16 protein-coding genes are annotated in these 12,189 nt (G+C 64.0%); 6 read left to right on the forward strand and 10 right to left on the reverse strand.

Going from position 1 to position 12,189, the window contains the following annotated elements:
- Positions 1-14: 14 nt before the first annotated feature.
- From ACODSN_RS04935 to petA, 4 genes are all read right to left on the reverse strand, one after another.
- Positions 15-551 carry an adenine phosphoribosyltransferase gene (locus ACODSN_RS04935; protein ID WP_489053587.1) on the reverse strand — a complete coding sequence of 179 codons (537 nt, stop codon included), beginning with the start codon at positions 549-551 and terminating at the stop codon, positions 15-17.
- A 76-nt stretch (positions 552-627) separates the two neighbouring features.
- A complete protein-coding gene (locus ACODSN_RS04940; protein ID WP_489053589.1) occupies positions 628-1,500 on the reverse strand; it encodes a cytochrome c1 in 873 nt (290 codons plus the stop codon).
- Positions 1,501-1,516: 16 nt separating this feature from the next.
- Complete coding sequence (locus ACODSN_RS04945; protein WP_489053591.1) at positions 1,517-2,836, reverse strand: cytochrome b; 1,320 nt, start codon at positions 2,834-2,836, stop codon at positions 1,517-1,519.
- An 11-nt stretch (positions 2,837-2,847) separates the two neighbouring features.
- Entirely contained in the window at positions 2,848-3,426 is a 579-nt protein-coding gene (petA, locus tag ACODSN_RS04950; protein ID WP_489053592.1) for a ubiquinol-cytochrome c reductase iron-sulfur subunit, read from the reverse strand.
- A gap of 211 nt (positions 3,427-3,637) precedes the next feature.
- On the opposite strand from petA, the gene ACODSN_RS04955 reads away from it, so the two are divergent.
- From ACODSN_RS04955 to ACODSN_RS04965, 3 genes are read left to right on the forward strand one after another with little or no spacing between them, the layout of a single operon-like run.
- Positions 3,638-4,096, forward strand: a complete 459-nt coding sequence (locus ACODSN_RS04955) for a tRNA (cytidine(34)-2'-O)-methyltransferase (protein WP_489053593.1) — start codon at positions 3,638-3,640, stop codon at positions 4,094-4,096.
- A complete protein-coding gene (hemF, locus tag ACODSN_RS04960) occupies positions 4,093-4,944 on the forward strand; it encodes an oxygen-dependent coproporphyrinogen oxidase (protein WP_489053594.1) in 852 nt (283 codons plus the stop codon). The genes ACODSN_RS04955 and hemF overlap by 4 nt, the downstream gene beginning before the upstream one ends.
- Positions 4,944-5,543: a GNAT family N-acetyltransferase gene (locus ACODSN_RS04965; RefSeq protein WP_489053596.1), complete on the forward strand. Its 600-nt coding sequence runs from the start codon at positions 4,944-4,946 to the stop codon at positions 5,541-5,543. Before hemF ends, ACODSN_RS04965 begins: the two co-directional genes overlap by 1 nt.
- Here the strand turns inward: ACODSN_RS04965 and ACODSN_RS04970 are convergent.
- Positions 5,525-6,292, reverse strand: a complete 768-nt coding sequence (locus ACODSN_RS04970) for a hypothetical protein (RefSeq protein WP_489053597.1) — start codon at positions 6,290-6,292, stop codon at positions 5,525-5,527. The two genes, ACODSN_RS04965 and ACODSN_RS04970, sit on opposite strands and share 19 nt — an antisense overlap.
- Before the next feature lie 74 nt (positions 6,293-6,366).
- Between ACODSN_RS04970 and lipB the strand changes: the two genes are divergently transcribed.
- The 3 genes from lipB to ACODSN_RS04985 all read left to right on the forward strand — a co-directional run bounded on the left by lipB (position 6,367) and on the right by ACODSN_RS04985 (position 8,215).
- On the forward strand, positions 6,367-7,080 hold the full coding sequence (lipB, locus tag ACODSN_RS04975) for a lipoyl(octanoyl) transferase LipB (protein WP_489053598.1): 714 nt from the start codon (positions 6,367-6,369) through the stop codon (positions 7,078-7,080).
- Between the two features lie 57 nt (positions 7,081-7,137).
- Complete coding sequence (locus ACODSN_RS04980; RefSeq protein ID WP_489053600.1) at positions 7,138-7,434, forward strand: hypothetical protein; 297 nt, start codon at positions 7,138-7,140, stop codon at positions 7,432-7,434.
- 88 nt (positions 7,435-7,522) lie between these two features.
- Positions 7,523-8,215 carry a hypothetical protein gene (locus ACODSN_RS04985; protein ID WP_489053602.1) on the forward strand — a complete coding sequence of 231 codons (693 nt, stop codon included), beginning with the start codon at positions 7,523-7,525 and terminating at the stop codon, positions 8,213-8,215.
- Between the two features lie 51 nt (positions 8,216-8,266).
- On the opposite strand, the gene queE is transcribed toward ACODSN_RS04985, so the two are convergent.
- The 5 genes from queE to argF all read right to left on the reverse strand — a co-directional run bounded on the left by queE (position 8,267) and on the right by argF (position 12,178).
- Positions 8,267-8,914: a 7-carboxy-7-deazaguanine synthase gene (queE, locus tag ACODSN_RS04990; protein ID WP_489053603.1), complete on the reverse strand. Its 648-nt coding sequence runs from the start codon at positions 8,912-8,914 to the stop codon at positions 8,267-8,269.
- 10 nt (positions 8,915-8,924) lie between these two features.
- Positions 8,925-9,617 (reverse strand): 7-cyano-7-deazaguanine synthase QueC, encoded by a 693-nt coding sequence (gene queC, locus ACODSN_RS04995; protein WP_489053604.1) that lies wholly within the window; start codon positions 9,615-9,617, stop codon positions 8,925-8,927.
- Positions 9,618-9,707: 90 nt separating this feature from the next.
- Complete coding sequence (locus ACODSN_RS05000; protein ID WP_489053606.1) at positions 9,708-10,124, reverse strand: DUF3617 domain-containing protein; 417 nt, start codon at positions 10,122-10,124, stop codon at positions 9,708-9,710.
- A 154-nt stretch (positions 10,125-10,278) separates the two neighbouring features.
- Entirely contained in the window at positions 10,279-11,187 is a 909-nt protein-coding gene (hslO, locus tag ACODSN_RS05005) for an Hsp33 family molecular chaperone HslO (RefSeq protein ID WP_489053607.1), read from the reverse strand.
- A 64-nt stretch (positions 11,188-11,251) separates the two neighbouring features.
- On the reverse strand, positions 11,252-12,178 hold the full coding sequence (gene argF, locus ACODSN_RS05010) for an ornithine carbamoyltransferase (protein WP_489053608.1): 927 nt from the start codon (positions 12,176-12,178) through the stop codon (positions 11,252-11,254).
- Positions 12,179-12,189: the final 11 nt, after the last annotated feature.

Below are 12,189 nucleotides of genomic sequence, written 5' to 3' on the forward strand. Positions count from 1 at the left end.
CCTCCTTAATAAGTCTAGTCGCCCTCGAACGCGATGATCGCCGCGGACGCGACTCCATCCGCCTCCAGCGCCTTCATGCCTCCAAGATCGGGCAGATCGATCGCGAACAGCGCCATCAGCACGCTCGCACCCTGTTCCCGCAATAGCTGCGCCGCCGCGAGCGCCGTACCGCCGGTCGCGATCAGATCGTCAACAAGGATCACGCGAGCGCCCGGCGCGATCTGGCCCTCGTGCAGCTCCAGTCGATCCGTGCCATATTCCAGCATATAGTCGATGCCGACCGTCTTGCCCGGCAGCTTGCCCGCCTTGCGAACGGGTACGAAGCCTGTGCCAAGCGCCAGCGCGAGGGCCGCGCCCAGAATGAAGCCGCGCGCTTCGATGCCCACAATCATATCGGCCCCCAGCGGCCGGGCGATCGCCGCCATCCGTTCGAGCAGTTCCGCCAGCCCGCCGCCATCGGCGAGCAGCGTGGTGATGTCACGAAACTGAATGCCGGGCTTGGGAAAGTCGGGAATGGTGCGGACCAGCGCGGATAGACTGTCGGTGCTCATCACTGCCTCATAAAAAAAGGGGCGCGACCCTTACGGACCGCGCCCCATTTACTCGTCAATTTTACACGCCGGACCGTCAGGCCGCCTTCTTCTTGTCCGCCCAGATATTCTGGTAGGACAGATAGGCGAGGCCCGTCGCGATCAGCAGGAAGATGATGGTCGCAAGACCCGCGCTGCGGCGGTTTTCCAGCTTCGGTTCCGCCGTCCAGGTCAGGAATGCCGCGACATCCTTCGCCATCTGGTCGACGGTCGGCTTGGGCTGACCCTCGCCATAAGTGACCTGGCCTTCAGCCGTCAGCGGCGGCGCCATCGCGAGGTTGAGGTTCGCGAAATAAGGGTTGAAGTGCAGCCCGGTCGGGGTTTTGGCGTCCGGGAATTCCTTCAGGATTTCCTGACCCTTTTCATTCTTGAAGCCTTCCTGGCTCGTGAATCCGGTCAGCAGCGAATAGACATAATCCGTGCCGTCATGCCGCGCCTTGGTCATCAGCGACAGATCTGGCGGGATCGCATTATTGTTCGCCGCCGCCGCCGCGACATTGTTCGCGAAGGGATGCGGGAAATAGTCCGCCGGGATCGGCGCACGGGTTGATGCTTCGCCGGTCTTGGGATCGACGTCCGGCGTCTTGATCTTCCAGTTCTTGGCGATCGCCTTGATCTCGGCCTCATTATAGCCAATGCCCTTGAGATCGCGGAACGCCACGAACTTCAGGCTGTGGCAGGCAGAGCAGACCTCGCTGAACACCTGAAAACCGCGCTGCAACTGCTGCCGGTCATATTTACCGAACGGGCCGTTGAAGGAATAATCTACTTCCTTGGGGTGAAGGTGGAACTCGTGCTCCGCCGTTGCGGCCGGCGGCTCGGTGACGAAAGCCACCGCGCCCACCAGAGCCGAGATCACCAGCCAGCCAGCGAAAAAGAGGCCGACCAAAAATGCGCCGATGCGAACCATGATAGTCTTGTCCCCTTTAACCGGCGTTCGAAGGCTGCGGATCGCTGCCCATGCCGGGAAGCGCGTCCTGTTCGCCCTGAATATTGTAGCGATTGAGCACCGATTCCGTGATCGAACCCGGCAGCGGCAGGGGCTTTTCGAAGCGCGAGATCAGCGGCAGAATGATCAGGAAGTGCGCGAAATAATATGCGCCGGCGATCTGGCTGATCATCACATAGGGTTCCGCCGCCGGTGCGCCGCCGCAATAGCCCAGGATCACCACATCGACGATGAGGATCCAGAAGAACTTCTTGAAGGTCGGGCGATAATTGCCCGAGCGCACGGGCGAAGTGTCGAGCCATGGCAGCAGGAACAGCAGCAGGATCGAGCTGAACATCGCCAGCACACCCAGCAGCTTGGCCGGCACGAAGAAGAAATCGACGGTGAAGGCGCGCAGGATCGCGTAGAAGGGCCAGAAATACCATTCGGGCACGATGTGCGCAGGCGTCGAAAGCGGGTTCGCCTCGATATAATTATCCGGGTGACCCAGATAGTTCGGGGCATAGAACAACAGGATCGAGAAGAGGATCAGGAACACGCCGGCTCCGAAGCCATCCTTCGCGGTGTAATAGGGATGGAAGGGCACAGTGTCCTGCGGCCCCTTCACTTCCACGCCGGTCGGGTTCGAGGAACCCGGAATATGCAGCGCCCAGATATGCAGGATGATGACCGCCGCGATGACGAAGGGCAGCAGGAAGTGGAGCGAGAAGAAGCGATTGAGCGAGGCGTTGCCGGGAGCGAAGCCGCCCAGCAGCCAGGTCTGGATCGGCTCGCCCACCACGGGGATCGCGCCGAACAGGCCGGTGATGACCTTCGCGCCCCAATAGCTCATCTGCCCCCAGGGAAGCACATAGCCCATGAACGCCGTCGCCATCATCAGCAGGAAGATGACGAGGCCAAGCAGCCACACCATTTCACGCGGCGCCTTGTACGATCCGTAGAAAAGGCCGCGGAAGATATGGAGATAGACGACGATGAAGAAGAAGCTTGCGCCGTTCGCATGCGCGTAACGCATCAGCCAGCCCGAATTGACGTCGCGCATCGTCTGTTCGACGGTGCTGAACGCGACGAGCGTGTTCGCGCCATAATGCATCGCCATGATGACGCCGGTCACGATCTGGATGACCAGCGCAAGACCGGCCAACACGCCGAAATTCCAGAAATAGTTGAGATTGCGCGGCACCGGATAGCCGGCGCCGATCGCATTGTAGACGAGGCGCGGCAGCGGCAGCTTCTCGTCCACCCACTGCATCAGCGGATGTTTCGGCGAATAATGCTCAGCCCAGGGAAAGCTCATGGTTTCTTACCTCAGCCTACGAGAATGGCGGTGTCGGAAGTGAAGCTGTACTTCGGCACTTCCAGGTTCTTGGGCGCAGGTCCCTTACGAATGCGGGCAGCGGTATCGTAGGTCGACCCGTGGCAGGGGCAGAAATAGCCGCCAAATTCGCCGCGATTCTCGCCTTCGCCCGCGCCCAGCGGCACGCAGCCCAGATGGGTGCACACGCCCATGGTGATCAGCCACTGCTTTTTACCGGCGACAGTGCGCTGCTCCAGCGTCTGCGGATCGCGCAGGGTCGACGGATCGACCTTGTCGGCTTCGGCGATTTCCTTGGGCGTCAGCTGACGCACGAAAAGCGGCTGGGCGCGGAACGTCGTCTTGATCGCCTGACCGGGCTTGATCGCCGACAGGTCGACTTCGGTCGACGCCAGCGCCAGCACGTCCGCGCTGGGGTTCATCTGATTGACGAGCGGCAGCACTACGGCCACCGCGCCCACGCCGGCGAAACTCACCGCGGCGATATTGATGAAATCGCGGCGACGTACGCCATCTTCGCCGACACCACCACTGGACAGAGTACCGCTGTCCGTATGTTCAACGCTCGCCATGCATCTTAACCCTTGCAAGAACGTCCCTGATCCCCCGCCGCATTGCCTTGATCGGCCCTGTTTATCAAGAGAATCAGGGCGGCCCGTGCAAACGGTGCCCCGCCTTCCCCCTGGCGTGGTTCGCGGGCCTGATAGCCGCAGGATGCGTGCTTTGCCAACAGCAATTTGGCCAAGGCTATGACAATTTGACGCAGTGCATTATGCGCGGGCCATGCGTATCGCTCTTTATCAGCCCGAGATCCCGGGCAATGTCGGCGCCATTCTGCGCCTCGCGGCCTGTTTCAGCGTGCCTGTGGACATTATCATGCCGACCGGATTCGCCTTTTCCGACTCCCGCCTCAAGCGCGCCGCGATGGATTATGGCGCGGTGGCCGATGTCACCCAACACGCGAATTTCCCCGCCTTTGACGCCGCGCGTCGCGCGCAGGGGCGCCGACTGCTGCTGATGAGCAGCCACGCCTCGCAACGCCTGCCGGACGTCAGCTTCCGCGAGGATGACGTGCTGTTGATGGGGTCCGAAAGCGCGGGCGTGCCCGATGCGGTCCGCGACATTGCCGATATCCGCGTGCGCATTCCGATGGCGCCGGGTTTTCGATCCTTGAACATCGCGGTGTCCACGGGCATCGCCATCGCCGAAGCACTGCGCCAGACCGGAAAGTTCCCGCAATGAGTTTGACCCTGAATCCCCAGCAACAGGCCGCGCGCGACTGGTTCGAATCGCTTCGTACACGCATCTGCGCCGCATTCGAGGCGATCGAGCGCGAGGCCGGGTCGGACGCGGCGTTCGTCTACACGCCCTGGGATCGCGAGGCGGACGGGCTGGCCCCCGGCGAAGGCGGCGGCGGCGTGCGCGGGGTGATGAAGGGCAAGATATTCGAAAAGGTCGGCGTCAACGTTTCGACGGTCAGCGGCGCGTTCGCGCCGGAATTCGCCAGGACCATGCATGGCGCGCAGGACGACCCGGCTTTCTTTGCGACCGGCATCAGCCTCGTAGCGCATATGGCCAATCCCCATGTGCCCGCCGTGCATATGAATACGCGCTATCTGGTGACGACGAAAAGCTGGTTCGGCGGCGGTGCGGATCTCAATCCGCCCTTGCCGCGCGACGAAGATACCATCGATTTTCACGCGGTTCTGAAAGCTGCCTGCGACGCGCATGATCCGGCCTATTATCCGCGCTTCCAGGCATGGGCCGACGAGTATTTCTTCATCCCCCATCGCGGCGTCCATCGCGGCGTGGGCGGCATCTTCTACGATCATCTGGAGGGCGATTTCGACGCCAATTTCGCCTTCACCCGCGCGGTGGGCGAAGCGTTCCTGGCGGCGTTTCCGCCCATCGTGCGCCGGCGCATGGGCGAAAGCTGGTCGCCGGAAGACTATGCGCAGATGCTGGAATGGCGCGGGCGCTATGCCGAATTCAACCTCGTGCATGATCGCGGCACCTTGTTCGGCCTCAAGACCGGCGGCAATATCGACGCGATCCTGATGAGCCTGCCGCCGATGGCGAGCTGGAGCTGATGAGCCTGACACCCGTCCCCGGTCATCAGATCGCGGCGATCGTCACCCATCTGGAAATGCGCGTCCGGCCCCGGCCCGCGCCCTTGCCGGATTCGCCGCTGCGACTCGTGCCATGGAAATCCCCGTCCCTCGCCGCCTATCGCGCGCTGTTCCGTCGCGTTGGCGAGCCATGGTTATGGTTTTCGCGGCTGGTCATGCCGGATGAGGAACTGGCCGCGATCATTCACGATCCCGCCGTGGCGATCTACGCCGTGATCGATCCGCGCGGGATAGAAGTCGGCCTGCTCGAACTGGATTTCCGAATCGCGCCCGATTGCGAATTGTCCTTCTTCGGACTGGTCTCCGAACTGACAGGTCAGGGCCATGGCCGATGGCTGCTCGCGCAGGCCAGGTCGCTGGCATGGCGCAAGGGCGTGGAGCGCTTCTGGGTCCATACCTGCACGCTCGACAGCCCGGCAGCGCTCGGATTCTACATCAGGGGCGGGTTCGCGCCGTTCGCGCGAGAGGTGGAAATTTTCGCCGATCCGCGCCTGTCGGGCCATCTGCCCCGCACCGCCGCCCCGCATGTGCCTTTGCTGGATCAGCCCGCCTCGGCCTGACGATAGAGTCGCGCCAGCATGACCAGCATATAGACCTGAATGACGGTCGACGCGGCGGCGGCGGCAAGCCCGCCGACGAATTTCGCTGCTGCCGCGCCCCCGATCAGTCCGGCGACGACGCCGAACACCGCCTGCGCCGCCGACGCCGCGATGGCCGAAAGCAGGGTCAGGATGACGATCAGGCCGAACAGCCGCCAGCCATGGCCCTTCGTCAGCATCCATGCATGCCGGATCGATCCCTTCACCCCGTCCGTGCCGTCGATGACGACCAGATTGAGCAGGATGAGCCGCGTCCCCACAATGCCCGCGATCAGGATGATGACGACCAGCGGCGCGGCAGGGCCAAGGACGAACATCAGCGGGACGGCCAGCAGCAGGATCGCCAGCAGCACGACCCCGCCCACGACCAGCGACGCCCCCAGCAGAACCGGCAGACGCGCGAGACTGAGCCGCAATGCTTCCCCCACGCTGATCCCCGGCCGCGAGGCGAGCGCGAACAGGGCGAGCGAACCGAACCACATGAGGATGATGGTGAGCAACATCCCGACCGCATAGCTAGGCGGCACATGGGGCATCGTTTCAGCCTTGGGCGCGAGCGACCAGGCGGCGAGTTCGGGCGGCGTCATTTCCTGAAGGATGAGGCCGGGCAGCCCCACGAACAGCAGGGCGACGGGAAATAGCAGCGCGGCTTCACGGGAAACGAAGGCGATCGTTTCCTCCCATGCCTTGCCGATCGACATCGTCGCCATATCTTCGTCTTGCCTCATGTCCGGGAATGGGCATGAGACTTGATCGCTCGCCCCGCCCAAGTCAAGGAAGCGCCATGCCCGTTTCTCCCCACCCCGCCCCAGCGGCGCTGAATGCCGATGCGGTCGAATGGCGCACGCAGGACGCGCTGGTCGACTATCCCGCCGCCCTGGCCGATATGGAAGCGCGCGCCGCCGCCATCGTCGATGGCGATGCGCGCGAACGGGTCTGGCTGCTCGAACATCCGCCGCTTTACACCGCCGGCACCAGCGCGGCCCCGGACGAACTGCTCGACCGCCGCTTCCCCGTTTTCGAGGCGGGACGCGGCGGGCGCTATACCTATCATGGGCCAGGCCAGCGGATCGGCTATCTCAACATCGACCTGCGGGCGCGGGGCAAGGATGTGCGCAATTTCGTCCACCATCTCGAAGGCTGGATGATCGCCGCGCTCGCCGATCTGGGCATCGCCGCGCGGCGGGCGGAGGGGCGCATCGGCATCTGGACGGACGATCTCGCCGGGCGCGAGGCCAAGATCGGCGCGCTCGGCATCCGCGTCCGGCGCTGGGTCACGCTGCATGGCTTTTCGATCAACGTCGATCCCGATCTGTCCCATTTTGGCGGCATCGTGCCGTGCGGCATCGCGGAATATCCCGTCACCAGCATCGCCGCTTTGGGCGGGAACGCCTCCATGGCCGTGCTCGACGCGGCGCTGCTCGCCCATTTTCCCTCATTTCTCGGACAGTTAAGGCGCTGTGGCACGGGGGTTGAGCAATGCGGGACGGACGGCTAGGGTCGCGCCTTCGCCGGGCGGATCGCCGGCATGCCAAACCTTGTGAGGGATAGCGGAATGCGCCTTGATATCAGGACGATTATCACTGTCGCCGCATTGGCCGCAATCCCGCTGATTTCCGGATGCGGCGGCAAGGACAAGGCCAGCGGCACTATCCAGATGAAGGATATGGAGGTGGTCGATGGCACCGCCACCGACGCGATGACCGATCTGGACGGGGTGAAGAGCGAGGGCGCGGACATCGCAACCCCAGCGGGCAATGCGAGCAATGCGGCGGAAGCGAAGGCTCCGCCAAAGGATAAAGCCGCGAAGGCCGAGGCAGGCGGCGACGCTGAAGTCCTGGCGGACCAATAGGCATCGTGCCGCGTTATAGCGCGGTTACGGGAATGGCAGGTCGATGGGCGATGCCGTGCCCGCTTCGTTCGGAGAGGAATAGGTGAATATGGTTGGTCCAATGATGCGTCGCGCGATCACCGGCATGGCGGCTCTCGCCCTGCCCCTGCTGGCGCAGCCTGCCGCGGCGCAATTTTTCTGGTCCCCGCCCGATCTTTCCGCCCCGGCGCTGACCGACAGCGCCGCCGCCACCGCGCTCGGCCTCCCCGGCGCGACCGCTGCGGAGATTCGCGCGGGGCTGGTGTGGAATCTGCGCGCCGCGCTCAATGTCGCGGCGCTGCAATGCCAGTTCGAACCGACCCTGCTCGCAATCAGCAACTATAATGCGATGATCGCCCATCATGATGCCGAACTGGACGCGGCGCAGACCGTGCTGCTCGGTTATTTCCAGCGCACGGTCGGCAAGGGCAAGCCCGGCCAGACCGCATCCGACCAATATGGCACGCGCATCTACTCGGGCTATTCGACGGTGCAGGCGCAGCGCGGCTTCTGCCAGGCGGCGGCGGAAGTCGGACGCAAGGCGATTTTCGCCGATCGCGGTTCGCTGCACGAGGTCGCACGCGCGGGATTGGGTTCGATCAAAAAGTCCCTCGTCCTGATGGGCGAGCAATATTATGGCGAGCCGGGGCGCTATTATACGCTGGCTTTGCCGCCGCTCGACAAGAAATGCTGGAAGAAGGGCCGGTTGACCGACGCCTGCCAGCAGGCCTGGGATCAAAAGACCGGCGTCACCATACCCTGAGAGTCTGTTTGGAAATGCGCTAAAGCGCGCATTTCACAAGACCGCACCCGCTCAGCGCAGGCCAAGATATTTATGCGCCTGAAGCGTCAGGCGCCAGCGGGGCCGCGCCATGACGAGATCGATCGCAGCCGCCTGATTGTCGGCGGCATGGGTATCATCGAGCGGCTGGACCAGCAGATGGTCGAACGCCCAGCCTTCCATGATCCCCACATCGGCCAAGCTATGGCCAGCGCCAGGTTGCGGCCAGACCAGCTTCAATTCATGGCCGCTCGTCTGGGCAATCTCGCTGCCCGCCTTCGGGCTGACGCACACCCAGTCGATGCCGGGGTGCACGGGCAAGGTGCCATTGGTCTCGATGGCGATGGTAAAGCCCCCCCGGTGCAGCGCATCGACCAGCGCGTCATCGACCTGGAGCATCGGCTCCCCGCCGGTCAGGACGATGTAGCGCCCCTCCGCCCCCTCGCCCCAATGCGCAAGCACCGCATCCGCCACCGCGTCGGCATCGGCGAATTTGCCACCGCCAAGCCCATCGGTGCCGACGAAATCGGTATCGCAAAAGCGGCAGACCGCGCTCGCCCGGTCCTGTTCCCGCCCGCTCCACAAATTGCAGCCGGCAAAGCGCAGGAACACGGCGCGGCGTCCCGCCTGCACACCCTCGCCCTGCAACGTCAGGAACATTTCTTTCACCGCATAGCTCATCGCCAATCCCTCAGGGCCGGGTCGCGTAGACGGTAGGATCGGGCAGGCCCGCATCGTCGAAGCCCTTGGCGCGCAGCCGGCAACTGTCGCACAGGCCGCAATGGCGGTCGTCGGGCGTCGGATCGTAACAGGACCAGCTCATCCCGGCGTCCAGCCCCAGCCGGTTCGCCTCGCGCACGATATCGGCCTTGCTCATGAACTGGAGCGGCGCGTTGATACGCAGCGGATTGCCCTCGACCCCCGCCTTGGTCGCGAGCGTCGCCATTTTCTGAAAGGCATCGATAAATTCGGGGCGGCAGTCCGGATAGCCCGAATAGTCCAGCGCATTGACGCCGATGAAAATGTCCTGCGCGCCGGCCACTTCGGCCAGTCCCAGCGTCAGCGACAGGAAAATGGTGTTACGCGCGGGCACATAGGTCACGGGAATCTCGCTGCCCACGCCGCTTTTGGGCACAGCGATATCGGCCGTGAGCGCCGATCCGCCAAAAGCCGAAAGATCGAGCGGCAGAACGATGTGCGACATGGCGTTGAGCGCCTGCGCCACGCGGGCGGCAGCGCGCAATTCGACCCGATGCCGCTGATTATAATCGATCGAAAGCGCCAGCACGCGATAACCCGCTTCGCGCGCCAGCCCGCCTGCGACCATCGAATCCAGCCCGCCCGAAAGCAGGACGACAGCGAATTTGCCATTTTGTGCGACCATGGCGATGCGCTAACCGTCCCACCCCGGCAACGCAAGGGCGGGCCTTGGTGTCTGTTTGGAAATGGGCCTTTGGCACATCCGCACCGGCCCTCACCGGCACTCACCGACCCGCCGCCCTTCCAGGGCGAAGGAAAAGGGCGCGCCGCGCGCCACCCCCTGCGAATGAAGCTGAACTAGGCGCGGGGTTTCCGTCCGCAATTCGGTGCGCCCCCCGCCTGCCGAGCCGCAATCATAGGTGGCGACCAGCATCGTCGGGCTTTCGCTGATGACGAAGGTCTTGCAACTGGTGCGGGGATGCTGGATCTGCAAAAGCTGCCGCCGGTCCATGATGCACAGCCGGCGCGAACCGCCCGCATCCTCGCCGCGCCCGCGCAATTCCCATTCGCCCGGTTCCAGCAGGCCAGCCGCCTTGGGGGGCGCCGTTTTGGGGGACAGGGCCGCCGCATGGCCAGCCGCCCATAATATCGCCGTTCCCGCGCCCAATGCGCGCAGCCACGCCGTCGTCATGATATCAAGACCCCGCTCAAAATGGGCGTGCCCGGCTTCCGTTGGCACGAAATGATGCAGACCCTAGCGCAAATCATGCCGCGTAATTGCGGCAAATTCATAGCCTGATCCGCCAGCCGTGCCTCAATTCTGAACGTGCGATACCGGAGCGCTCTCAGTTTTCGGCGAAACTGTCGAGCGCGAGCGGGAAGAGTCGCGAGCAAAAGGCGCAATCGACGCCGATAATGCCGCTTTCGTCCGCCATCTCCACCCGCTCGCTGGCGGGAAAACGGCCGATCACGTCGCGGATATGCCCCAGATCGCAGCGGCATCCCTTCGCCAGCGAAGTCGGCTCCGTGACGCGAATCTCCTCTTCCTCATGGAAAAGACGCCAGATGATGTCGGGAAGCGACAGACTGTCATCGGTCAGTTCCGTGTCGCCGAGCGTCCCCGCCAGCGCCTGCACATGCTCCCATTCCGGATGATCGTGCCGGACATGAAGCCGCTCGCGGCCCACCTCTCCCTCCGGCAGATGCTGGAGCAGCATACCGGCGGCCACGCACCCTTTTCCGGCATCGTGCCGGGTCGCGATCTGGATGACGCTGGGGATTTGTTCGGACTGGAAGAAATAATGCTCCGCCGCCTGCGCCAGCGATTCCCCGTCGAGCGGCACGATCCCCTGATAGCGTTCGCCGGTCAGCGCCTGATCGAAGGTGATCGCGAGATACCCCTTGCCGAACAGGCCGAACAGCGTCGGGTCCCGTCCCAGTTCGGCGAGGCGATCCGCGTCGAACTTGGCATAGCCGCGCACCTCGCCATCCTTATAGTCCGCCACCAGCAGGCTGACGACGCCATGTTCGGTCTGCGCCTGAAGCGTCAGCTGTCCGCCCGCCCCCTTCAGCGTGCTGCCGAGCAAGGCCGCGAGCACCAGCGCCGAGCCAAGCAGCCGCTCGATCACCGGCGGATAGGCATGGGCCGCCAGCACGGCGTCGAGCAGCGGCCCGATCCGCACCACCCGGCCACGCACATGGCGGGCGGGAATGGTGAAGCCCAGGGCCTCATCGAGAGCGACAGGCGCGTTCAAATCACAGTTCCTCTGGTCGTTCCGCCATGGCGAAGGTACGTTCGGACAAGCATGGTGCGCCCTGTCAAAGCTTGCCAAGCGCCCAGAGCAGCACCGATTTCTGCGCGTGGATGCGATTTTCCGCCTCGTCCCAGATCAGCGATTGCGGCCCGTCGATGACCTCCGCCACCATCTCCTCGCCGCGATGCGCCGGCAGGCAATGCAGGAATTTCGCTTGCCGCTTCGCCCGCGCCATCAGCGCTTGCGTCACCTGATAGGGCATCATCGCCGCGAGCTTTTCGTCCGCATGATCCTGACCCATCGAAATCCAGGTGTCGGTGACGACGATGTCGGCGTCCGCCACGGCCGCGACCGGATCGCGCGTCAGTGTGATGCGCGCACCCTGCGCCTGCGCGGCGGCGGCGAAAGCGGGGTCCGGCTCATAGCCCTGCGGCACGGCGATGCGCACATCGAACCGCATCAGCCCTGCCGCCTCGACGATCGAATGCAGCACATTATTGCCGTCACCCAGCCACGCCCACTGGCTGCCGGGCAGCGCCACGCCATGTTCGACCACGGTCAGCAGGTCGGCGACGATCTGGCAGGGATGCGACAGGTCGGTCAGCCCGTTGATGACGGGAACGGTCGCATAATGCGCCATTTCCTCGATCTTGGCATGATCGTCGGTGCGGATCATGATCGCGTCGCTCATGCGGCTCAGCACCCGCGCGGTGTCGGCGATGCTTTCGCCGCGCCCGAGCTGGCTCGTGCCGCCATCGAGGATCAGCGACGATCCGCCCAGTTGCCGGATCGCCATATCGAAGCTCACGCGCGTGCGGGTGGAATTTTTCTCGAAGATCATCGCGAGCACATGGCCCGCGAGCGGCGCATCGCCATCGACGCGCCCCTTGGGCCAGGCCGCGCGCGCCGCCTTGCGATCGATCGCATCGGCTATCATCGCGGCGATGGCATCGCCGCCGGCATCGGTCAGGTTCAGAAAATGTCTGGTCATTTACTCCCCTT

This window comes from Sphingobium sp. FG11 (assembly GCF_057809915.1).

Excerpts from the sequence above, each read along its gene's own strand:
- petA (WP_489053592.1), bottom strand. The coding sequence starts at position 3,426 with ATGGCGAGCGTTGAACATACGGACAGCGGTACTCTGTCCAGTGGTGGT.
- argF (WP_489053608.1), bottom strand. The coding sequence starts at position 12,178 with ATGACCAGACATTTTCTGAACCTGACCGATGCCGGCGGCGATGCCATC.
- ACODSN_RS04940 (WP_489053589.1), bottom strand. The coding sequence starts at position 1,500 with ATGGTTCGCATCGGCGCATTTTTGGTCGGCCTCTTTTTCGCTGGCTGG.
- ACODSN_RS04965 (WP_489053596.1), top strand. The coding sequence starts at position 4,944 with ATGAGCCTGACACCCGTCCCCGGTCATCAGATCGCGGCGATCGTCACC.
- hemF (WP_489053594.1), top strand. The coding sequence starts at position 4,093 with ATGAGTTTGACCCTGAATCCCCAGCAACAGGCCGCGCGCGACTGGTTC.
- ACODSN_RS05000 (WP_489053606.1), bottom strand. The coding sequence starts at position 10,124 with ATGACGACGGCGTGGCTGCGCGCATTGGGCGCGGGAACGGCGATATTA.
- ACODSN_RS04970 (WP_489053597.1), bottom strand. The coding sequence starts at position 6,292 with ATGGCGACGATGTCGATCGGCAAGGCATGGGAGGAAACGATCGCCTTC.
- ACODSN_RS04955 (WP_489053593.1), top strand. The coding sequence starts at position 3,638 with ATGCGTATCGCTCTTTATCAGCCCGAGATCCCGGGCAATGTCGGCGCC.
- queE (WP_489053603.1), bottom strand. The coding sequence starts at position 8,914 with ATGAGCTATGCGGTGAAAGAAATGTTCCTGACGTTGCAGGGCGAGGGT.
- ACODSN_RS04985 (WP_489053602.1), top strand. The coding sequence starts at position 7,523 with ATGGTTGGTCCAATGATGCGTCGCGCGATCACCGGCATGGCGGCTCTC.
- ACODSN_RS04935 (WP_489053587.1), bottom strand. The coding sequence starts at position 551 with ATGAGCACCGACAGTCTATCCGCGCTGGTCCGCACCATTCCCGACTTT.
- queC (WP_489053604.1), bottom strand. The coding sequence starts at position 9,617 with ATGGTCGCACAAAATGGCAAATTCGCTGTCGTCCTGCTTTCGGGCGGG.
- lipB (WP_489053598.1), top strand. The coding sequence starts at position 6,367 with ATGCCCGTTTCTCCCCACCCCGCCCCAGCGGCGCTGAATGCCGATGCG.
- ACODSN_RS04945 (WP_489053591.1), bottom strand. The coding sequence starts at position 2,836 with ATGAGCTTTCCCTGGGCTGAGCATTATTCGCCGAAACATCCGCTGATG.
- ACODSN_RS04980 (WP_489053600.1), top strand. The coding sequence starts at position 7,138 with ATGCGCCTTGATATCAGGACGATTATCACTGTCGCCGCATTGGCCGCA.